Here is a 20,566-nt window from a genome sequence, read left to right as displayed (position 1 = left end):
GATTGATGTCAAAAATTTATACCTATGTACCTGTGTGAGAACCATACAGATTAAATATTTTGCGTTACATTCTATTTTAAAGCATTAATTTTGAAATTTCGGACGCCAGCAAATGAAATCGCTGTTTAAGAAAAAGCTGCCACCTATTGTGGGCCTTGACATAGGCACTCGTCAAATAAAAGCGGTGTTAATTGAACGCACGGCCAAGGGCTTTGTGTTGCAGGCTTTTGCGTGCGAATCGATCAATAAACGTGCATTTAACGAACGAGAAATTAAAGACTTCGACGCAGTAAGTCTGGCGCTTAAGAAAATAAAGAAAGCATTAAAGACAAAAGTTAAGTCTGTTTCCATCGCTGTTGCGGGCTCCTCGGTGATCAGCAAAGTCGTGCCCATGGACCCAGAACAAAGTGACTTCGAGTTAGAAGGCCAAATCGAAATCGAAGCCGATAGCCTTATTCCTTACCCGTTAGAAGAAGTTTATCTAGACTTTGAAGTACTCGGCCCAAGCCCGACGCATGCAGGCAAAGACAGCGTACTATTAACTGCTGCACACAAAGATCTGGTAGACAGTCGAATCACTCTGGTAAGAGAAATTCCATACGAACCGAAAGTGGTCGATATGGAAGTGTACGCGCTCAGCAACGCGTTGTTTTACTTTCATCCGCTGGAATCTGAGGAGGAGCGCGTGTGCTGTATTAACCTTGGCGCTTCGTTGCTGCAGTTATGTGTATGGCAGAATGGCGAAGTGATTTACACCAAAGAGCACGCCTTCGGCACCAATCAGCTTATTCAGGATCTTGCAGCCATTAATATGTTGGAGCCCGACGAGGCCGAACGTCAGGTAATGGAAGGTTCACTGCCAGGAAACTGGCAACAAGATACCCTACCGATTTTTGTTGCGAACTTACAACAGCAAATCCTCCGTGCAATACAAATGTATGTTTCAACGCTACATGCACAGAGACCAGAAAAAATTGTGTTATCGGGCGGTGGTGCCACCATTCCGGAATTGGTTGATGGCTTACGTCAAGACTTGGGAATGGACGTTGAAGTTTTCAATCCTTTTGACGGTATGACAATTAATCCTAAGCTCGATCAGGAGCGCTTAATGAAACTGGCTCCGCAGTTAGTAACAGCTGCAGGTTTAGCCAGTCGGAGCTTCACTGAATGGCACATATAAACTTTCTGCCGTGGCGTGAAAAGCTTCGCCAGCAGCAAAAGCAGCACTACATTATTGTTACCGCGTGTATCGCCGCGTTTGTTGGCGCGGTGTTTTGGACCGTGGGACAAATCATTGATATTCAAATTAACAACCAGAACTCCCGCAATAACTATCTTAAACAGGAAATCAATGTTCTTGATAATCAGATAGCAGAAATCCAAAGAATTAAAGACAGCAAAAAAGCCATTGAGCAACGTATGGCGCTCATTGAACAACTGCAAATTAGCCGCAACATTGCCCCCTCGGTGTTCGATGAACTTGCCAGATTAGTACCGGCGGGCGTGTCTTTCAGAACAATGAAGCGTCGCGGCAATAATATTGAGATTCAGGGGCTAAGCGACTCAAATAATCGGTTATCTGATTTTATGCGCCGCCTTGAAAACTCTGCGGTATTCACCGGCGGCGAACTGTCGTCGATAAAGGCTGATACCTCAGCCACAGACGCAGTAAGCGATTTCACCCTTAAATTTACCATCAGTCCTAAAGTTGCGCCGGTGATTCAGCAGCCTAAAAGCGGAGACGCGAAATGAGTTTTGATGTCAGTAAATTAAAAGAACTCAACGAGCTGGATTTCGAACAGGTCGCCATCTGGTCTAAAGAAGTAAAGATTGTCGTTGTTGCATTTGTCGTCATTGTGGTTGGCGCGCTGAGCTACTGGTTCATTGTTAAACCCAAACTCCCTATTCTGGAAAGAGCGCAAATTGAAGAACAGGAGTTAAAGGGTCAGTTCCAAGCTAAATATCGTATTGCGGTGAATTTGAACTCCTACATTGCCCAGCTCAAGCAAATCGAAAACGACTTTAAGTCGATGCTGCGCTCGTTACCTACTAGCAATGAAACACCGGGGTTACTCGACGACATCACCTATGTTGGCACCACGTCGGGGCTCACATTTAAGCTTCTAAACTGGCAGCAGGAAGTCCCGAAAGAGTTCTACACTGAACTGCCCATTGAAGTGGAAGTATCTGGTGGCTACCACAACTTTGGTGAGTTCGTGTCTGAAATAGCCGATCTGCCGCGAATTGTTACCTTGCATGATTTTGAAATTACCCATGAGGGCGACCGTCTGAACCTGCAAATGCAGGCAAAAACCTACCGCACGTCTCTTACCGGCAAGGAAGGAGCGAAACAACCATGAACAGAAAGGTACAGCGTGTCATTTTTCTAACGCTTTCGCTTGGCTTGGTTAGTGCATGTAGCCCTAGAATTGACGATTTAATAGCGTATACTCAACAGGTTAAAGCAACGACCACTGCAGTGGTCGAACCGTATCCGGAATTTAATCAGCAACCAGCCTTTGAATACACCGCATCTTCATTCAGAAGCCCGTTTGCTCGTCCGGTAGATAGAAGCTCCCCGGTGGTGCAGACGACCAATAATAATTGTTTGCAACCTGATTTTGAACGCAAGAAAGAACCATTGGAAAAGTATGGTCTTGATTCTCTGACGTTATCTGGCACATTTTCTACCCAGGGTATACGCTGGGTATTGTTCAAGACTAACGAAGGTAATTTGTTAAAGGGCCGTGTTGGCAGCCATTTGGGACTGTTTTTCGGAAAAATAACGTCAATCAACGACGAATCTATCATTATTGAGCAACTGCTACCCGACGGAACGGGATGCTGGCAACGAGAAAAAACCACGCTGTCGATGAACTCGTCAGCAGGAGATAATAACAATGTCTGAGCGTTACATTTTCAATAAAACACGCCTTGGTCGGAACCACAAATCGTTGTGGCTGGGTAGCTCTGCGATTGCCCTGGTAATGCTAAAAATGCTGTCGGCGCCAGTGATGGCTCAGGAACAGGAAACCGTTCTCCTCGATCCTTACGCTGAAGCAGAAAGAATCTTTACATCAACGCTGAATAATATCGACTTCTCCCGTGAAGCCGGTAACTTAGCGGTGACCACCATCGAATTCGATAACGATAAATTTTCCCCTCAATTACTTGAAGCCCAGGGAAAACTCACTATCACCCTGCCTAAAACCGAATTAAGCGACGATCAGCTGGTTGAATTAGATGTGGTGCAATTTGGTACTGAAGTACAGTCTATTGAAACCTTCCAGGATGCCGATAGCGCCAGCCTGGTTATTAGCTATCAGGGCACAGTGTTAGCTCGCCATCGCAAGCAAGGTAATACCCTACGCATCGAAATTCAGCCAATGACTGAAGAAGAACTTGCAGAACTGGATAAAGACCCAGAGTACTCAGGTAAGCCTATTTCTTTAGATTTCCAGGACGTACCTGTTCGTCAGGTATTGCAAATTATCGCGCAGACCAACGGCTTTAACCTGGTGACTACGGATACGGTTACCGGCAATGTCACCATTCGTCTTGAAGGCGTGCCTTGGGATCAGGCGCTGGCAATGATTTTAAAAATCAAAGGCCTGGATAAGCGCATGGAAGGCAATATTCTGCTGGTCGCCCCAGCAGAAGAACTGACTGCCCGTGAAACCGCACAGTTGCAGTCAAACAAACAAGTGAAAGACCTCGCGCCGCTGACAACAGCCAACATTACCGTTAATTACGCGAAAGCTGAAAGCCTTGCGCAAATTCTGAAATCGGCAGATGGCGGCATTCTTTCCGAGCGCGGCTCCGTAACAGTAGACGACCGAACCAATACCTTGTTGTTAAAAGACAATCAGGCATCTATTGATGAAGCCCGTGAAGTGGTGAATGCGCTGGATATTCCAGTTAAGCAGGTTTTGATTGAATCACGCATGGTAACAGTGCGAGACAACGTAGATGAAGCTTTGGGTGTGCGCTGGGGCTTCACCAGTACAACCAGCGATGGCGCAGTTTCCGGTTCCATTGAAGGTGCGGATTCTGCGGCAGGCGGAATACTGCCTAGCATAGCCAACCGCATGAACGTGAACCTGCCTGTGTCGGGTGAGAACGCGGCTCGTATTGGCTTTCAGATCGCCGATTTAGTTGATGGTAATATTCTCGACCTCGAACTGTCAGCGCTGGAATCTGAAAACAAAGGTGAGATTATTGCGAGTCCGCGCATTACGGTTGCCAACCAACACGAAGCGTATATCGAACAAGGTACTGAAATTCCTTACGTTCAGGCCGCATCGAGTGGCGCAACCTCAGTGGAATTTAAGAAAGCGGTGTTAAGTCTGAAAGTGACCCCACACATTACGCCCGATAACCGCATCATTCTGGATCTGGTAGTAACACAAGATACCCGCGGGGAAACGGTAGAAACCTCCACCGGCCCGGCTGTCGCTATCGATACTCAGGAAATTAAGACTCAGGTGTTAGTCGATAATGGAGAAACCGTGGTGCTTGGTGGTATTTTCCAGCAAACCAGTACGTCAGACGTGTCTAAAGTACCCTTGTTCGGCGACCTGCCCGTAGTGGGAAATCTGTTCAAGCGCAATGCGTCTATCTATCAGAAGCGAGAGTTATTGATTTTTGTTACACCTAAAATTGTGGTGGAATCGCTTTAATAAATCCCCCGACTTCCCATGCACGTCAGGTTCGTACGCGAACCTGACGTTGTTGTTTTCGGCGCTAACGCGCTGATTTCAAAGTCTATCGATTAAAAGTGCAACAAAACTTGCATCCCGACGCCGTAAACTGAGATAATCCCGCTCTCGAAATTAAAGCGAGGTTCAAGAGTTGTATCTGTTGGCGAAGTGAACGGGTACAAGTGAATGGGTAGCATCACAGGCAATACCGCTGCCCCAAACAGAATAAAAGTTGTGATATAAGCAAATATGGCTGAAAAACGTAATATCTTTTTAATTGGCCCCATGGGTGCTGGTAAAAGCACCATCGGCAGACACCTTGCAGACGAACTTCACCTAGATTTTTTTGACTCCGACCAGGAAATCGAGCGCCGCACTGGTGCAGATATCACATGGATTTTTGACCTGGAAGGTGAAGAAGGTTTCCGCAAGCGCGAAGAAAACGTCATAAACGATCTTACGGACAAACAAGGTATCGTGTTGGCGACGGGCGGTGGCTCTGTAACGAACAAAGCTGTACGTAACCGTTTATCTGCACGGGGTATTGTAGTTTATCTGCAAACCACCATCGACAAACAAGTAGCTCGTACTCAGCGCGACAAGCGTCGTCCTTTACTGCAAAAAGGTGATCCTGAGCAAATCCTGCGTAATCTGGCGGATGAGCGCAACCCTCTGTACGAAGAGGTTGCTGACTATATTGTTGATACCGATGATCAATCTGCTCGCGCCGTTGCGAACCAGATTATCAGTAAAATCGGACTATAAAATCTATCTGTGAAAAATAGGGAGCTGCGTGATGTCGATGTTAACTGTAGAGCTCGGAGATCGTAGCTACCCCATTCATATAGAAGCAGGTTTACTTTCTAAACCTGCCGTTCTCTCCCCCTATATCAAAGGCCCACTCGCCGTTATTGTCACCAATGACGTGGTTGCACCGCTGTATCTTGAAAAAGCTAAAGCGGCCTGCGGCGATGTGCAAATTGAAACTATCATCATCCCCGATGGCGAAAAGCATAAATCTCTGGAGCAGTTCGGCGTTATCATGACCCGCCTGCTGGAAATGAATGCTGCCCGCGATACCACGCTCATCGCTTTGGGCGGCGGCGTAATCGGCGACTTATGTGGTTTTGCAGCGGCCTCATACCAGCGTGGTGTACCGTTCATTCAGGTTCCTACCACCCTGCTGTCTCAGGTTGATTCCTCCGTTGGCGGGAAAACAGCGGTTAACCACCCTCTTGGCAAAAACATGATTGGTGCATTCTATCAGCCTGTTTTTGTTGCTATTGATACTGATACCCAGGCTACCCTGCCAGCCAGAGAATTTGCTGCCGGCATGGCGGAAGTGATTAAGTACGGCATCATTTATGATAAAAAATTCTTCAAGTGGTTGGAGGATCATGCCGATAAGCTTAAAACACTGGAAACAAAAACCCTGAGCGAAGCTATTTTTCGCTGTTGCGAGATTAAAGCTGACGTGGTGGCTAAGGACGAGCGAGAAGGCGGATTACGTGCCATACTCAATCTAGGTCATACGTTCGGTCATGCCATCGAAGCAGAACAGGGATACGGAAATTGGTTACACGGTGAAGCAGTAGCGGCTGGTACAGTAATTGCGTGCAAAGCTGCACAAGCACTTAACTGGATGGATGCGTCAGAAAGCCGACAGGTCATTGCATTGTTTTCTGCATTTGACTTACCTGTCGATGGTCCTGACACCATGGACAAAGACGCGTATATGAAACATATGCGTCGGGATAAAAAAGTCGAGGCGGGGAATATTCGCTTTGTCATTCCCCAGGGTATTGGCCACGCTGTAGTGACGAAAGACGTCAGCGATGAGATTCTAACCGACATTCTCAGCTAAGCTGACGGCATTATCGAAACTATTCCAATTTGTTTCCGTGTCGTTAAGTGCGCACACTTGTAATCAGCTGAGGGCATAAAAGTGCAATCTGAATTGCATGAACGACTGGAATATCTGGTCAACTATTCTTCACAACTCATTTTTGTCAGTGGCGACTCTGCCGCGCAGCAGAAGAAAACGCTGGAATCATTTGTATTCCAGCAACATGACGAAACTGAAATTGCGTATGTCACCGCAGATCCCATTATGGAACTCGCCGACTACCGCAGACAGTTGTGCAGACAGCTTCTTGGCACGCTGGTTGGTAGTTACACCAGGCCTCTGAACGAGTTACTGGCTGGTCTCAACGAACACGTTGGGCCAATTCTAATCACTATCACCCAGGCCGAGTATATTCCCGACTCCCTCTTACAGGAGTTATGGGATCTTGTGCTCCAAAGTCGCTTTGCAGGTAACAAGCAGCACCTTAACGTATTATTGTTTGGTGAGTCTTCATGGGCGGAACGCGCTAAGAAATGGCTGCCAGCGAAAAACACAGATACGCCTCTGCTTATAAGTAGTCAATCAGTGGCAACTCAACAACCTGGCTCAGAGTTAGATAAGATGATTGAGAACCGACGTAAGGCTTTTCACGAGCATGTAGCTAAACGGGATGGCTACGATGGATACATGGAAACGCAGAGTACAAGTCTGCTTAAAAAGCCGTTATTTATCACACTGATGATCCTGTTACTTTTATCCATTTTCATTGCTATCGTTTACTGGCAATACAGAGACGATATTGACGCCCTGTTCTCGCCGATTGACCAGAATCGACCACCGTATACTACCGCGGTTGAACCAGGCTCTGCATTTAACGAATTAGCCAATGAAGAAGCCGAGGAAGCACAAGCTGCTGATCAGCCTGTGGTTTCCTGGGACGATGCTGTAGCGTCTATTGATAATAACGACAGTGCACAGCCAGCTGAGTCTGCAGATACAGAAAGTGAAGACCTGCTGAGTTTTATTGAAGATGTTAGCGCCGATCCAGAAGCTCGCTCGGGTAACGTCGATGGCGAAGACTTGGCGACCAACACACAAAACCGAGCTACCAGCACGGTTCCTGAAGAACCGATGGCCGCTTCAGGTTTCGACAATTTGATTACCGGAACGAATAGCAGCACATCGAACGGTACATCCACGTCTACATCGGGAAGTGGCGAATCTCGTGAACAATTCACAGCATCTCAAATAGAAGAGCTTCCTTTGAGTCGTCGTAACTCTGAATCAAGAGCCGCCGTCGCTGCTGCGCTGTCTGGACAGACTGATTCATATAGAGAGCCGGTTGTCGAAGCCCCAGTTGAGGAAGTGCTTGCAGAGGAACCAGTAGTAGAAGCATCTACACCAGCGGAATTAGCGGAAGCAGAGCCTAGCCCTGAAGAGGCCACAATTGAGACGCCAGCGATTACGCCGTCACAACCAAAGCCGGTGCAGGTAGCTAAGACAGAACCCGCGCAACCGACCGTTACACAACCCTCTGTAACTCGAACGCAGGAAGAAACGCCCAGCGAGCCTACTCGCGAAGTTATTCAATCTCGCGACAGTTCACTGAAAAGCATCGCAGCGAGTAGCCCTAATTACGATAACTGGGAGTTAGTGAATAACATTAACCCAGACGACTACATCATTCAGCTTGCTGGCTTAAAAGATGAAGCGCTGATGCAGGAATTCATTGAAGACAATTCAATGGAAAGCTTTATCTGGATTTATCGCACCAACCGTTACGGTGGGAACTGGTTTGTTGTGCTGTTTAACGACAGGTTCAGTACTTTTTCTGAAGCCAATGCAGCCATTAAGTCCATCCCAGCGTTTCAAGGTAGCGAAAAGATTTTCATCAAGCGCGGTAGAAACGTAATTGAAGAAATAGAAAAGGTTTTTCCTTAATGGCAGTAGCGATTTGGGTGGACGCCGACGCGTGTCCGGTAGCAATTAAAGAAATTCTGTTTAAGGCCGCGCCACGCACCCAAACGACAGCCACCTTTGTGGCTAATCACGGTATCAAAGTTCCTCCTTCTCCGTGGCTTAAGCGACTTCAGGTTGAAAAAGGCTTTGATATCGCCGATAACGAAATTGTTCAACGTGTTAGTGCCGGCGATCTGGTTGTCACCTCAGACATTCCCCTCGCCGATGAGGTTATCGCCAAAGGTGCTGAAGTGGTTACTCCCAGAGGCGAGCAACTCACCCGTGAAAACATCAGGTCACGACTCAACATTCGCGACTTCATGGACACGATGCGAGCAAGTGGCGTACAAACGTCCGGGCCGCCGCCATTGTCACAAAAGGAACGTCAGACATTTGCCAATGTGCTAGACCGCTTCCTGGCAGCAAATCGCCACACCTAACCTTTTAGCTAAAACTAATAAAATAGCCGTTTTCTTAACCCTATTCGCTGTTAAATGCAGCGGTTGTTACATTCCAGGTTGTCGGGATCGATGATGACAGATACAATCATCATTGGTTCTTTGTTTCCGTTGTTCAGAGCGCGATAACTCAGACCAAATTTCTAATAACATCCTATAACACGTTAAAAACGTGGTGTGCGCGTGGGTAATTTTCAGACAGCATGATGCAAAAAAAGAACCGGGCCTTTTTGAAGTGGGCCGGCGGAAAATACAGCCTGGTAGAAAACATCAATGCCAAACTCCCTACGGGCAACAGACTCATCGAGCCTTTTGTCGGGGCGGGTTCTGTATTTCTGAACACCGACTTTAAGCGCTATCTGCTGAATGACATTAATCCTGATCTGATTAACCTGTATAACTTTCTGAAATCCCAGCCCGATGCGGTAATTCATGATGCGTCGCGATTCTTCACCGATGCCCATAATAATGAAGAAACCTACTACGCATTGCGCAAAGAGTTTAACGACACCAGCGATGAATATTATCGGGCAATACTCTTTTTATATCTGAACAGACACGGCTACAACGGCCTGTGTCGATACAGTTTAGCGGGTAACTTTAACGTTCCTTTCGGCCGCTATAAGAAGCCGTACTTTCCAGAAGAGGAAATGCTGTATTTTTCAGAGCGTTCGCAAAAGGCGGTGTTTACCTGTCTGCCCTTCGAAAAGGTGTTTAGTCGTGCGCGCCGTGGCAACGTAATTTACTGCGACCCCCCCTATGCACCGTTAAGCAAAACAGCCGCTTTCACCAGCTATGCAGCCAAAAGCTTTGGCCTGGAAAGTCAGCACCAATTGGCCACCCTCTCTATCAGGGCGTCGTACAAGCGCGGAATACCAGTGCTGATTTCTAATCATGATTTGCCGTTAACTCGCAATCTTTACGCGAACGCAGATATTTCTGAATTGTCAGTGAAACGTTCGATTAGTCAGAATGGGGCAACCAGAAAACCGGCTTCAGAGTTGCTGGCATTTTTTGCGCCGAATCCAGACCTCCCGCCACCAAAGCCAAGAAAGCGAAAGCGCAAACCTGCGTTCAGAACCACTAATTCAAAATAAAATTGACCAGGCCTGCTAATGCAGCAATGAGTAGGCAAACAAACAACACGCCAATCACGATGTACCCGGTGAGTTTTCCGCCATTGAAATCGCGTTCATAATTTTGCTGACTCTGTACACCAAATGCACTGGCGAGTACGCTTAGCAGCATCCCTCCAATGCCTGGAGAACGAGGTTTTTCATCCATATAGCGGATTACTGCCCTTTAGACGATGAGAAATTGCTTTCCGAATTACCGTATAGCAATTCGAGCAAATCAAAGAAATGTAATTGATAAGAAGAGGATTTACCCACCGCCCATTCTAACCAACTAATTTCTGGCGCGAGCAATGCTGAACACTGAGACGCAGGGTTAGTCGCAGCAGAAGGCTGCATTTGGTAGGTAGTGGCGCTTTCTGTACTCAAGTCGCACACGACTTGCGATACTGAAGGAGGGTTAAAATATGCAGCCGAAAGCATTACAGCTGCGCCGATAAAAGCACCAAGCGGCTTTTTCGCGCAGGGACGCTTTGATTGAATCGGTTTGTTCTGTTCCATGACCATCACCGTCGGCTAAAAAGTAACCTTATTATAATCATAAACAGCAATCTAACAAGCTGTACTTTATAATTGTTAAACCAGTTTAATATAAAAAACCCGAAGCCGAAGCTCCGGGTTTTTACACTCAACGTTAGAAATTTTTTCGGTGAGACTTACAGTTCGAAGTCTACGCCGTAAGCAACAACGAATTTGATTGAATCGTTGTCGAAGGCATCTGCACCAGTGTCATCCAGGTCAGTACCCGTGATTGCAAAGCTGAAACCGTCTTTGGCGATAGATACTGCCCAGTCAGCGTAACCATCTGGAACACCGTTGAACGCTTCAGCGAAGTCACCTTGGTGATAACCTACGTGCAGACCCAGTTCAGCACCGCTCGCTACAGGCATTGCATAGTCAAGAGAAAGGTAAGAAGCTTGAGCAAAACCAAAGTCTTGACCTTCACCTTCATCGGCTTCAGTGTTCGCCAGCAGGTACAGAGACGCGCTGAAACCTTCATAACCGATAGTACCGTATACTTCGCCAAAATCGAATTCAGCAACAGAATCGTAGTTGTAATACAGGTAACCTACATCGTAAGTAAAGCCTTCAGCTTCACCAGAAAAACCGAAATACAGATCGTGCTCATAAGAATAAACGTCATCTGCACCGTAGTTTACGTTAGATACCCAGGTACCCGCGTAGAAGCCACTTTCGTCGGCGTAGTCGATACCACCTTGTACAGCTGCATCGTTAGTGGTTTGTGTCAGACCACGCCAGATGTAGTTGTTTGTTACACTTACGTTCGCACTCAATTCTGCAAAAGAAGGCGCAGAAGTTAATAAAGCAGCTGAAGATACTGCAACAGCCAGTAACGTTTTTTGAATGGAAGTTTTCATGTGTTCTCCGTTGGATTTGTATAATTGTGTACTTAACTTAAGATTCTGTCTTATTGTTCTTTTTAATCTTTTCAGTAATAGGCAAAAGTGATGCCTAACTGATTTTTTCGACAAAAAAATGAATAACCAACTGAAATCAATGAATTTTAATTCACATTTTCATAGAACGTGAAGACGGTGTAAATCTTTAGCACCAAGATGGGTCGCACCAGAGAAAAGCAAAATCACCAAATTGGTGCATCGGCGCAGAATGTGCGTTAGAACAGGCAAAAACTTCGGTAATTGACTGTGGGCAATCTAAGTCAATTGACTTAAATAGGCGTAGGTTATGGCCAATACAGCGGGAAAACCGATGCACCACAAGACATCAGCATCGGCCCACGGTATCATTCAAACCGCTTCCTACCGTTTACAGGGTATCAACATGAAGAACTTCCTCATTGCTCCTTCTATACTTTCAGCGAACTTTGCCAAACTGGGCGAAGATGTAGATGCAGTGCTCGCTGCTGGCGCTGACGTTGTGCATTTCGATGTCATGGACAATCACTATGTGCCCAACCTCTCATTTGGCCCAATGATCTGTGAAGCGTTGCGTAAACACGGTGTCACGGCCCCTATCGACGTGCACCTGATGGTATCGCCGGTAGATGACCTTATTGAGAAGTTCGCTGATGCCGGTGCCAGCTACATTAGCTTTCATCCAGAGGCGTCGCAGCATATCGACCGCTCTTTACAGCTCATTATTGATAAAGGCTGTGAACCAGGCCTGGTATTTAACCCGGCTACGCCACTGCATTACCTCGATCATGTAATCGACAAACTGCATCATATTCTTATCATGTCGGTGAATCCGGGTTTCGGTGGGCAAAAATTCATTCCATCTACCCTGGATAAAATCAGACAAGTAAAGCAGCGGGTAGAAGAAAGTGGCAAAAATATCCGAATTGAAATTGACGGTGGGGTAAAAGTCGATAACATTCGTGCCATTGCCGAAGCGGGAGCAGATATGTTTGTTGCCGGTTCCGCCATTTTCAACGAACCCGATTACAAAGTTGTTATTGACCGCATGCGCGATGAACTGGCAGCAGCGCAAAACAACTAACACGCATTACAGCAGGTACAGGTAATAAAATGAGCAACAAACCAATCGTATTAAGCGGCTGTCAGCCATCAGGCCAACTTACCATCGGTAACTACATGGGCGCACTCAAGCAGTGGGTTTCTATGCAGGACGACCACGAGTGCTTATATATGCTGGTTGATTTGCACGCGATTACCGTGCGCCAGGAACCTGAAGCGCTGCGTGAGGCATGTTTAGATGGCCTTGCTCTGTATCTTGCTTGCGGCATCGATCCTGAAAAAAGCACGTTGTTCGTTCAATCTCACGTGCCAGAACATGCGCAATTAGCGTGGATCTTAAACTGCTATACCCAAATGGGTGAATTGAACCGCATGACGCAGTTTAAAGATAAGTCCGCCAAAAACGTCACTAACATCAATGCTGGCCTGTTCACCTACCCTGCACTCATGGCTGCTGATATCTTACTTTATCAGGCGAACCAAGTACCGGTTGGCGATGATCAGAAGCAGCATTTGGAACTGGCCCGAGACGTGGCGACCCGTATGAACAATATTTACGGTGACATGTTTGCCATTCCAGAACCTTTTATCCCTAAGTTCGGTGCACGCATCATGAGCCTGCAGGAGCCGGCCAAGAAAATGTCTAAGTCGGACGACAATCCGAAAAACTTCATCGGTCTGCTGGAAGATCCGAAAAAGCTGACGAAGAAAATTAAAAGTGCAGTTACCGATTCTGACGAACAGGCACGCATTTACTTCAACACCGAAGAAAAGCCAGGTGTTTCCAATCTACTTACTTTGCTGTCTCTTGCGACTGGGCGCTCTATCGACGAGTTGGTGCCAGAATATGAAGACAAGATGTACGGACATCTCAAGGGCGATGTCGCAGAAGCCGTAGTTTCACTGCTTGAGCCTGTGCAAACTCGCTTCAAAACGTTACGTGAAGACCGTGCTTATCTTGATGAAGTGATGAAAAAGGGCGCTGAGAAAGCCTCTGCCCGCGCAGCAGTTACGCTGGATAAAGTGTACAACTCACTCGGCTTTTTACCGCGTCCGCGCTAAGCCGCCTTTTACATTCGGGATCAGCCTGTGTTGTTATTAATTGATAACTTCGATTCCTTTACTCACAACTTGGCCCGGTACTTTACGGAACTGGGCCAGGAAGTCAGTGTGGTGCGTAATGACGCCATCACGCTTGCTCAGATCGAAGCAATATCTCCAGATTACCTTGTGCTCTCGCCGGGTCCCTGCACGCCAGACGATGCAGGTATCACGTTAGCAGCCATCGAACACTTTGCCGGTAAAATTCCTATGCTAGGTGTTTGCTTAGGCCATCAATCTATCGGTCAGGTATTTGGCGGCACAGTGACCCGTGCAGACAAAGTCAGGCACGGTAAAACTTCACCACTGTATCATCGTGAAGCCGGGCTATTTGAAGGTTTGCCCCAAGGTTATGAAGTAACCCGCTACCACTCTCTGGTTATCGAACCTTCCACGCTGCCTGACACATTACAGGTTGATGCCTGGTGCGAGGGGCAAAACGGAAAACGAGAAATCATGGCCATAAGTCATCAGTCCCTTCCGGTCTGGGGCGTGCAGTTTCACCCGGAATCGTTACTGACAGAACATGGGCATGCGGTACTGCAACGCTTTTTAACCCTTGCTTTATAATTTATATTGCATAAATCGCTCAAAAAGCTAAAAAAAAACGCTATATTGGTCGATAAATGGGTACGATTAGAGTTATAGGTTTGTTGTCATGCTCTCACACCCCATTTCCGAGAACAGCAAAAGTTGGTCAAATGTCCGTAGGAACTTACTTGCCGTGAATGAAAACTCCGACAGTCTCCCTCCTATATCTGAACGGTTTGATAACCTGCTAATCGACGCTGCTCGTGTATCTGAAATGATGGGCCGCAGAAGTCCTGGTGAGGTTGCCTTTGCCCAGTCGGAACAGGGTTATGCCAGACGACAGCTACTGCATGTTGAAAAAGTAGCCATTGAGAATAAGCAGTTACAACAAAAAACTGAAGCCAGCCTAATTGACCGCGTAAATGCAGAAGTACACCAGCACGTGTTTGATCTGATCCGCGGCGAGATTGAAGACGCAGAAACCGTGCTTTCATCGGTTCTCGGTTTAAGTGAAGATGTGGCGCCATTACTCGATGTGCTCTCGGTTCGCGCAACATCCATAACCCGTATCGAGTCACACGCCAGTGCATTACCTTGGCTCTACGATGACTTAATGACTATCGTCAACACGCCGAAATTCAGACGTAAGGATTCCCGGGGAAAAATCATTCCAGTGGAAACCATGCGCACTGCATTAAGCTTTATCGGTATTGAGAACCTCAGATTATTAATACCCGTATCGGTATTAAAACGGGCGCTGCCTAAAATCACCGATCCATATCCTGAAATTAAAACCCGGCTTTTAAAGTATGGCGAAGCCATTGGCTTATCTATGCGGGCGTTGGCTGACGATTACAGCGTGTCACCTCATGAAGCCTTTACCATTGGCATCTTTTCCCAACTCGGGCGCAGTACTATTGCTCGGCTCTATTTTAAAGCCTTTGAGCAAGCACAACTTTCACTGCTGAGAGAAGCTGAAATCGCCAGAAATGCGCCATTGCATACGGCGATGCAGAAGGCGCAACCGTCGGCTAATTATCTTATTGCAATGCAAGAAGAACTCGCCCCGGCATTAACGGCTAAGCTCACCACTGCCATGGGTTTCAAGCGATTACGAATTGCACTGCCATTTACTGAAATTGCCGAACAAGATAAACACCCCCATGACGTTACTGAACTGCTGAAAAAAGCCCAGGCTTACGCTTCTATCCGCATGTTGCATCAGGGCAAATTTCTTGAGAAAAGCGAAATTCCGCTGGCACTGCACAAAACGGGTTTTGTTCGCAGCGAACGAGATGTTTTGAAGGTGACTGAGTTATTCCAACTTCCTCTCATCGATGAAGATAAGATTTGATAGTGCCTTTCCAGGTAAAATCTGCACATTTTTTAGACAAAAGCGTTCCGGCTTATAAAGTTTTTTAGTGGATATTCATTCAAGCTAGTGCGTATCCACTACCTATACTAGGCTCGCCACGGCTAGTTTCTGCTAGCTTGTTAACAAATTGCATCTCATTCTGCCTAGCCTCTGCATGCTTATGCACTTTTTATGCAAAATGAGCTAAACCCCTCTAAAAATAAGGCCTTGAGCGGAACCCGCCGAGGTTACAAAGTGTCTTATTAGTGGCATACTGATAGGCTAATTCGTACTTTTCGCATCCAGAACTGATTCGCATACAAGCTTGTTTGCACCGCGGATGCCCGATAAAAGAGGTAACTGTAATGAACGTAACTCGCGCAACCTTCGACGAGGTCATGGTCCCTAACTACAACCCTGCCAACATGGTGCCGGTACGTGGTGAAGGCTCCCGCGTGTGGGATCAGGAAGGCAATGAATACATCGATTTCGCAGGCGGCATCGCGGTAAATGTATTGGGCCACTGTCACCCAGCTCTTGTCGGTGCATTAACAGAACAGGGCAACAAACTTTGGCACCTGTCTAACGTTTTCACTAACGAACCGGCATTACGTTTGGCGAAAAAACTTACCGTCGCCACATTTGCAGAGCGCGTTTACTTCGCGAACTCAGGCGCCGAATCTAACGAAGCGGCACTGAAACTGGCTCGCCGTTATGCGTTGGAAAAATTTGGTGAAGATAAGAACGAAATTATTGCGTTTAACCAAGGTTTCCACGGCCGTACGTTCTTTACCGTAACTGTTGGTGGTCAGGCAGCGTATTCTGACGGATTTGGTCCTAAGCCAGGTGCCGTTCTGCACTGTGACTACAACGATCTGGAAGCATTTGAAAAACTGATTTCCGAAAAAACCTGTGCGGTAATGATGGAGCCATTACAGGGCGAAGGCGGCATCATCTCTCCTGATGCAGACTTCGTTAAAGGCGTACGTGAATTGTGTGACAAGCACAATGCACTGCTGATTTTTGACGAAGTACAGTCGGGTGTAGGCCGTACAGGTCAGCTTTACGCTTACATGGGTCTGAACGTAACCCCAGATATCCTCACTACTGCGAAATCACTAGGTGGCGGTTTCCCAATTGGCGCAATGCTGACAACGGCTGAAATTGCTGCGCATCTGAAAGCCGGTACTCACGGTAGTACTTATGGCGGTAACCCGCTGGCCTGCGCTGTTGCTGAAGCCGCACTCGACGTTGTGAATACCCCAGAAGTACTGAGCGGTGTGGTTGAGCGTGAGAATCTGTTCCGTGAATTACTGGGCGAAATCAACGACAAATATAACGTGTTCTCTGAAGTGCGCGGTAAAGGCTTGCTGTTAGGTGCTGCCCTTAATCAAGACTATGCTGGTCGCGCTCGTGACTTCCTGGTCGCCGCTACCAATGAAAAACTGATGTGTTTGGTTGCGGGTGCCAACGTGGTACGTTTCGCGCCTTCACTGATCATCACAGAAGAAGAGATCCGTGATGGTATGGCGCGCTTCGAACGTGCAGTTGCCAATGTAGTTAACGCCTAAATTTAGGCTTGCGAGTAAGCAACTATGCATATCATTCGCCCAATCAACAATAACGACTACGACGCGCTGAATAACATCGCTGTTGAATCCGGTATTGGTTTTACTTCGTTGCCGGTAAACGAAACGCTGCTGCGTAAAAAAATTGCGCGGGCTGAAAAAGCGTTTTCCGAGCAAGTTACCCAGCCCGGCAATCAGTCGTATCTGTTTGTGATGGAAGATACCGTCACCGGTACTGTTGTAGGTACCACCGGTATTGAAGCCGCGGTTGGACTGGATGACGCGTTCTACCACTACCATTTAGGTAAAGTGGTGCACGCCTCCCGGGAACTGAATATCCACAACACAGTGGATATTCTTTCTGTGTGTAACGACTACACCGGTGTGACAGAAATCTGCACCCTGTTCCTGCGCGAGCAGGCTCGGGGCGGCGTGAACGGCCGTTTTCTGTCTAAAGTTCGCTTTTTGTTTATGATGGAGCACCGTGAGCGGTTCTCAGAAACCATCATTGCAGAAATGCGCGGTGTGAGTGACGAGGAAGGGAAATCGCCGTTCTGGGCGTGGCTCGAAGAGCACTTCTTCTCGCTGGACTTCCCTACCGCAGATTATCTTACCGGCATTGGTAATAAACGCTTTATTGCTGAACTCATGCCTAAATATCCTATTTACGTTAACTTACTCAGCAAAGAAGCCCAGGCAGTTATTGGTCAGGTTCATCAGAAAACCCGTCCCGCATTAATGCTGCTGGAAGAAGAAGGTTTCAGTTGCCGGGGTTACGTGGATATTTTTGATGCTGGCCCCACTGTAGAGGCTAACCTCAGTCATATCCGTACCGCTCAGATGAGCCGTAAACTGCCGATTGTCATCGACGATCAAGGTGCAGCTCAGGGCGGACAAACTTGCTATATCATCAATACCTCAGTAGCTGATTTTCGCGCCGTTGCCACCGACTTGGCGGTTAGCGAAGATCGCGGTGTCGCCGTGATCTCACGATTAGCTGCGAAGGCACTTAATATAAACGAAGGCGACATGGTGCGATTCGCACCGGTCAGTTTTCGAGACTAACGACAGGACAATTTCATGCAAACTACGCACTTTATTAACGGTGAGTGGGTCGCTGGACTAGGCCACGCTCTGAAATCAATCGATCCAGCCAAAGATCAGGTTATCTGGGAAGGTCAGGCAGCTACGGCAGAGCAAGTAGACACTGCCATCGAAGCCGCCCGTACCGCCCTGACTGACTGGTCATTCCGCAGTTTTGAAGAACGTCTGGCTATCATTAAAAAATATGGTGAACTGCTGGCGGAACACAAGCCAGAATTAGCCAAGCTGATTGCTCGCGAAACCGGTAAACCTGAGTGGGAAACAGCAACCGAAGTTGGTGCTATGACCGGCAAGATCGGTATTTCTGAAAAAGCCTATCACGACCGTACCGGTACGGTTGAAAACCCCATGCCTGTAGGTCAGGCATTTATCCGCCACAAGCCTCACGGTGTTGTAGCGGTATTTGGCCCTTATAACTTTCCTGGCCATCTGCCAAATGGTCACATTGTGCCTGCGCTCATGGCGGGTAACACCATCGTATTTAAGCCTAGCGACCTTACACCAGCCGTTGCTGAACTGATGGTTCAATTGTGGGAAAAAGCCGGTTTACCAGCAGGCGTACTGAACCTGGTTCAAGGTGAAGTAGAAACCGGGAAAGCACTGGCAACGCATGCGGGTATCGACGGCCTGTTCTTCACCGGTAGCTCGCGTACCGGTAAGATTTTGCACGAACAGTTTGCCGGTCACCCGGGTAAGATCCTAGCGCTGGAGATGGGCGGCAATAACCCGCTTGTCGTTAAAGACGTGGCCGACACCGATGCCGCGGTTCACGACATCGTGCAGTCAGCATTTGTCACCTCAGGCCAACGTTGTACCTGCTCTCGTCGTCTGTTTCTGCCAGAAGGCACCGCTGGTGATGCCATTCTGTCTCGTCTGATTGATGTGACCAAACAAATTAAAGTGGGTGAATACGACGCTGAAGATCAACCATTCATGGGCGCAATGATCTCTGCCAAAGCTGCAAAAATGATGGTCGACGCCCAAGCGGAACTGGTTGCTCTGGGCGCTGAAACACTGCTTGAGCTGACACAGCCCGAGGACAACAAAGGATTTGCGACGCCAGGTATTATTGATGTAACAGGTATTCTGAATAGCCTTCTTGATGAAGAGCATTTTGGTCCGTTATTGAAAGTGATTCGTTATAGCGACTTCGACGCCGCCATTAAAGAGGCCAACAACACCCGCTACGGTTTGTCTGCAGGCTTCCTGGGCGACAGCGAAGAAGATTACCGCTATTTCTTCCAGCGTATTCGTGCCGGTATTGTTAACTGGAACCGTCCAATTACGGGTGCAAGCAGTGCTGCTCCATTTGGTGGTGTGGGCGAAAGCGGTAACCACCGTGCCAGTGCGTACTATGCTGCAGACTACTGCGCCTACCCGGTCGCGTCTGTAGAACTGGACAAAGTTACCCTGCCTGGCTCGTTGAGCCCGGGTCTGACGCTGTAAACCAATAACAAGGACACAGACTATGCATACTAACGTAGATACGTTGTTTGCCCGCCTCTGGGACAAGTATGTCACTATCACACCATCAGCGCATAAAATTCATGCGCTGTTGGTCGGCGAAGAAAACGGTGACGACATCGTCAACGACCACGTCGCCTTTCGTACCTTCAACCTTGATAAAACCCGCCTCGACAAGTTGGCGGCGCATTTTCTGGCGTTAGGTTACGAAGAGAAAGGCCAGTACGATTTTGAAGCTAAAAAACTCGATGCCAAGCACTTCGAACACCCGGACGATACAAAGCCAAAGGTGTTTATCAGTGAATTGCGGGTAGGTGAACTATCGCAGCAGGCTCAGGACATCATCAGCCGTCTGGTTGAGCAGATGGACGGCGAGCAGGTGAATGCCGAAACCTTTCTGTATTCAGGCCCGCAGTGGGACTTGTCGAAGGAAGATTACGATACCCTGCTGAACGAATCAGAATACGCAGCCTGGCTAGCGGCATGGGGTTTTCAGGCCAACCACTTCACAGTTAGTGTTAACCACCTGAAACAGACCCAGTCACTGGTTGATGTGAACACGTTGCTTAAAGAAGCCGGTTTTGTGCTGAATACTTCTGGTGGCGAAATTAAAGGTGGAGAGGAGGTGTGTCTGGCCCAGTCTTCCACCATGGCTGACAAAGCCAACGTGAAAATGGGTGATGAAACCCTGCAAATTCCTTCCTGCTTCTATGAGTTTGCACAGCGCTATGCTATGCCTGATGGCAAGCTGTACCAGGGATTTGTTGCCGCGTCAGCGGATAAAATATTTGAAAGCACGAATGCCCGTTAAGAGCTTGTCTCTTTAGGTAGTAGTTTGTAGCTCAGTAAAAAAACAAAACGGCGGCTAGCCTTTAACCGGATCGGATAG

At 47.6% G+C, this 20,566-nt stretch carries 21 protein-coding genes; 18 read left to right on the top strand and 3 right to left on the bottom strand.

Features of this window, described 5'->3' with window-relative positions; all coding sequences use genetic code 11:
• Positions 1–112 precede the first annotated feature (112 nt).
• The 10 genes from pilM (at position 113) to BFC18_RS15780 (ending at position 10,060) form a co-directional block, all read left to right on the top strand.
• Positions 113–1,180 (top strand): type IV pilus assembly protein PilM, encoded by a 1,068-nt coding sequence (gene pilM / locus BFC18_RS15825; protein WP_070126523.1) that lies wholly within the window; start codon positions 113–115, stop codon positions 1,178–1,180.
• Positions 1,168–1,752, top strand: a complete 585-nt coding sequence (locus BFC18_RS15820; protein ID WP_070126522.1) for a PilN domain-containing protein — start codon at positions 1,168–1,170, stop codon at positions 1,750–1,752. The genes pilM and BFC18_RS15820 overlap by 13 nt, the downstream gene beginning before the upstream one ends.
• Positions 1,749–2,360 carry a type IV pilus inner membrane component PilO gene (locus BFC18_RS15815; protein WP_070126521.1) on the top strand — a complete coding sequence of 204 codons (612 nt, stop codon included), beginning with the start codon at positions 1,749–1,751 and terminating at the stop codon, positions 2,358–2,360. Before BFC18_RS15820 ends, BFC18_RS15815 begins: the two co-directional genes overlap by 4 nt.
• Positions 2,357–2,908: a pilus assembly protein PilP gene (locus tag BFC18_RS15810; protein WP_070126520.1), complete on the top strand. Its 552-nt coding sequence runs from the start codon at positions 2,357–2,359 to the stop codon at positions 2,906–2,908. Before BFC18_RS15815 ends, BFC18_RS15810 begins: the two co-directional genes overlap by 4 nt.
• Positions 2,901–4,679 carry a type IV pilus secretin PilQ gene (locus tag BFC18_RS15805; RefSeq protein ID WP_070126519.1) on the top strand — a complete coding sequence of 593 codons (1,779 nt, stop codon included), beginning with the start codon at positions 2,901–2,903 and terminating at the stop codon, positions 4,677–4,679. Before BFC18_RS15810 ends, BFC18_RS15805 begins: the two co-directional genes overlap by 8 nt.
• A gap of 270 nt (positions 4,680–4,949) precedes the next feature.
• Entirely contained in the window at positions 4,950–5,465 is a 516-nt protein-coding gene (aroK, locus tag BFC18_RS15800; protein ID WP_070126518.1) for a shikimate kinase AroK, read from the top strand.
• Between the two features lie 31 nt (positions 5,466–5,496).
• Positions 5,497–6,564 (top strand): 3-dehydroquinate synthase, encoded by a 1,068-nt coding sequence (aroB, locus tag BFC18_RS15795; protein ID WP_070126517.1) that lies wholly within the window; start codon positions 5,497–5,499, stop codon positions 6,562–6,564.
• 81 nt (positions 6,565–6,645) lie between these two features.
• The gene (locus BFC18_RS15790; protein WP_070126516.1) at positions 6,646–8,487 is read left to right on the top strand and encodes an SPOR domain-containing protein; all 1,842 of its coding nucleotides are present in this window, start codon (positions 6,646–6,648) and stop codon (positions 8,485–8,487) included.
• Positions 8,487–8,945, top strand: coding sequence for a YaiI/YqxD family protein (locus BFC18_RS15785; protein WP_070126515.1), 459 nt, complete (start codon positions 8,487–8,489; stop codon positions 8,943–8,945). The genes BFC18_RS15790 and BFC18_RS15785 overlap by 1 nt, the downstream gene beginning before the upstream one ends.
• Positions 8,946–9,166: 221 nt before the next feature.
• Complete coding sequence (locus BFC18_RS15780; RefSeq protein WP_070126514.1) at positions 9,167–10,060, top strand: Dam family site-specific DNA-(adenine-N6)-methyltransferase; 894 nt, start codon at positions 9,167–9,169, stop codon at positions 10,058–10,060.
• Here the strand turns inward: BFC18_RS15780 and BFC18_RS15775 are convergent.
• The 3 genes from BFC18_RS15775 to BFC18_RS15765 all read right to left on the bottom strand — a co-directional run bounded on the left by BFC18_RS15775 (position 10,047) and on the right by BFC18_RS15765 (position 11,475).
• Positions 10,047–10,247 (bottom strand): DUF2970 domain-containing protein, encoded by a 201-nt coding sequence (locus BFC18_RS15775; protein WP_070126513.1) that lies wholly within the window; start codon positions 10,245–10,247, stop codon positions 10,047–10,049. The two genes, BFC18_RS15780 and BFC18_RS15775, sit on opposite strands and share 14 nt — an antisense overlap.
• 8 nt (positions 10,248–10,255) lie before the next feature.
• Complete coding sequence (locus tag BFC18_RS15770; protein ID WP_070126512.1) at positions 10,256–10,597, bottom strand: hypothetical protein; 342 nt, start codon at positions 10,595–10,597, stop codon at positions 10,256–10,258.
• Between the two features lie 155 nt (positions 10,598–10,752).
• The gene (locus BFC18_RS15765; protein ID WP_070126511.1) at positions 10,753–11,475 is read right to left on the bottom strand and encodes a TorF family putative porin; all 723 of its coding nucleotides are present in this window, start codon (positions 11,473–11,475) and stop codon (positions 10,753–10,755) included.
• Between the two features lie 424 nt (positions 11,476–11,899).
• Between BFC18_RS15765 and rpe the strand changes: the two genes are divergently transcribed.
• From rpe to BFC18_RS15725, 8 genes are all read left to right on the top strand, one after another.
• Positions 11,900–12,577, top strand: coding sequence for a ribulose-phosphate 3-epimerase (gene rpe, locus BFC18_RS15760; protein WP_070126606.1), 678 nt, complete (start codon positions 11,900–11,902; stop codon positions 12,575–12,577).
• A gap of 29 nt (positions 12,578–12,606) precedes the next feature.
• Entirely contained in the window at positions 12,607–13,617 is a 1,011-nt protein-coding gene (trpS, locus tag BFC18_RS15755; protein WP_070126510.1) for a tryptophan--tRNA ligase, read from the top strand.
• Between the two features lie 27 nt (positions 13,618–13,644).
• The gene (locus tag BFC18_RS15750; protein WP_070126509.1) at positions 13,645–14,226 is read left to right on the top strand and encodes an anthranilate synthase component II; all 582 of its coding nucleotides are present in this window, start codon (positions 13,645–13,647) and stop codon (positions 14,224–14,226) included.
• Positions 14,227–14,380: 154 nt separating this feature from the next.
• Positions 14,381–15,541: an HDOD domain-containing protein gene (locus BFC18_RS15745; RefSeq protein ID WP_070126508.1), complete on the top strand. Its 1,161-nt coding sequence runs from the start codon at positions 14,381–14,383 to the stop codon at positions 15,539–15,541.
• 365 nt (positions 15,542–15,906) lie between these two features.
• The gene (locus BFC18_RS15740; protein ID WP_070126507.1) at positions 15,907–17,112 is read left to right on the top strand and encodes an aspartate aminotransferase family protein; all 1,206 of its coding nucleotides are present in this window, start codon (positions 15,907–15,909) and stop codon (positions 17,110–17,112) included.
• A 24-nt stretch (positions 17,113–17,136) separates the two neighbouring features.
• Entirely contained in the window at positions 17,137–18,174 is a 1,038-nt protein-coding gene (astA, locus tag BFC18_RS15735) for an arginine N-succinyltransferase (protein ID WP_070126506.1), read from the top strand.
• A 15-nt stretch (positions 18,175–18,189) separates the two neighbouring features.
• Complete coding sequence (gene astD, locus BFC18_RS15730; RefSeq protein ID WP_070126505.1) at positions 18,190–19,659, top strand: succinylglutamate-semialdehyde dehydrogenase; 1,470 nt, start codon at positions 18,190–18,192, stop codon at positions 19,657–19,659.
• A 22-nt stretch (positions 19,660–19,681) separates the two neighbouring features.
• A complete protein-coding gene (locus tag BFC18_RS15725; protein ID WP_070126504.1) occupies positions 19,682–20,488 on the top strand; it encodes a DUF1338 domain-containing protein in 807 nt (268 codons plus the stop codon).
• Positions 20,489–20,566: the final 78 nt, after the last annotated feature.

It is taken from the genome of Alteromonas confluentis (assembly GCF_001757105.1).
Taxonomy (GTDB): Bacteria; Pseudomonadota; Gammaproteobacteria; order Enterobacterales; family Alteromonadaceae; genus Alteromonas; species Alteromonas confluentis.
The sequence above is the reverse complement of the archived record's forward strand: the minus strand, read 5'-3'. Positions and strand labels throughout refer to the sequence as shown.

What these genes read in the sequence shown, in the direction of transcription:
- pilM (WP_070126523.1), top strand. Translation starts at nt 113, where the DNA reads ATGAAATCGCTGTTTAAGAAAAAGCTGCCACCTATTGTGGGCCTTGAC.
- BFC18_RS15820 (WP_070126522.1), top strand. Translation starts at nt 1,168, where the DNA reads ATGGCACATATAAACTTTCTGCCGTGGCGTGAAAAGCTTCGCCAGCAG.
- BFC18_RS15815 (WP_070126521.1), top strand. Translation starts at nt 1,749, where the DNA reads ATGAGTTTTGATGTCAGTAAATTAAAAGAACTCAACGAGCTGGATTTC.
- BFC18_RS15810 (WP_070126520.1), top strand. Translation starts at nt 2,357, where the DNA reads ATGAACAGAAAGGTACAGCGTGTCATTTTTCTAACGCTTTCGCTTGGC.
- BFC18_RS15805 (WP_070126519.1), top strand. Translation starts at nt 2,901, where the DNA reads ATGTCTGAGCGTTACATTTTCAATAAAACACGCCTTGGTCGGAACCAC.
- aroK (WP_070126518.1), top strand. Translation starts at nt 4,950, where the DNA reads ATGGCTGAAAAACGTAATATCTTTTTAATTGGCCCCATGGGTGCTGGT.
- aroB (WP_070126517.1), top strand. Translation starts at nt 5,497, where the DNA reads ATGTCGATGTTAACTGTAGAGCTCGGAGATCGTAGCTACCCCATTCAT.
- BFC18_RS15785 (WP_070126515.1), top strand. Translation starts at nt 8,487, where the DNA reads ATGGCAGTAGCGATTTGGGTGGACGCCGACGCGTGTCCGGTAGCAATT.
- BFC18_RS15780 (WP_070126514.1), top strand. Translation starts at nt 9,167, where the DNA reads ATGATGCAAAAAAAGAACCGGGCCTTTTTGAAGTGGGCCGGCGGAAAA.
- BFC18_RS15775 (WP_070126513.1), bottom strand. Translation starts at nt 10,247, where the DNA reads ATGGATGAAAAACCTCGTTCTCCAGGCATTGGAGGGATGCTGCTAAGC.
- BFC18_RS15770 (WP_070126512.1), bottom strand. Translation starts at nt 10,597, where the DNA reads ATGGAACAGAACAAACCGATTCAATCAAAGCGTCCCTGCGCGAAAAAG.
- BFC18_RS15765 (WP_070126511.1), bottom strand. Translation starts at nt 11,475, where the DNA reads ATGAAAACTTCCATTCAAAAAACGTTACTGGCTGTTGCAGTATCTTCA.
- rpe (WP_070126606.1), top strand. Translation starts at nt 11,900, where the DNA reads ATGAAGAACTTCCTCATTGCTCCTTCTATACTTTCAGCGAACTTTGCC.
- trpS (WP_070126510.1), top strand. Translation starts at nt 12,607, where the DNA reads ATGAGCAACAAACCAATCGTATTAAGCGGCTGTCAGCCATCAGGCCAA.
- BFC18_RS15740 (WP_070126507.1), top strand. Translation starts at nt 15,907, where the DNA reads ATGAACGTAACTCGCGCAACCTTCGACGAGGTCATGGTCCCTAACTAC.
- astA (WP_070126506.1), top strand. Translation starts at nt 17,137, where the DNA reads ATGCATATCATTCGCCCAATCAACAATAACGACTACGACGCGCTGAAT.
- astD (WP_070126505.1), top strand. Translation starts at nt 18,190, where the DNA reads ATGCAAACTACGCACTTTATTAACGGTGAGTGGGTCGCTGGACTAGGC.
- BFC18_RS15725 (WP_070126504.1), top strand. Translation starts at nt 19,682, where the DNA reads ATGCATACTAACGTAGATACGTTGTTTGCCCGCCTCTGGGACAAGTAT.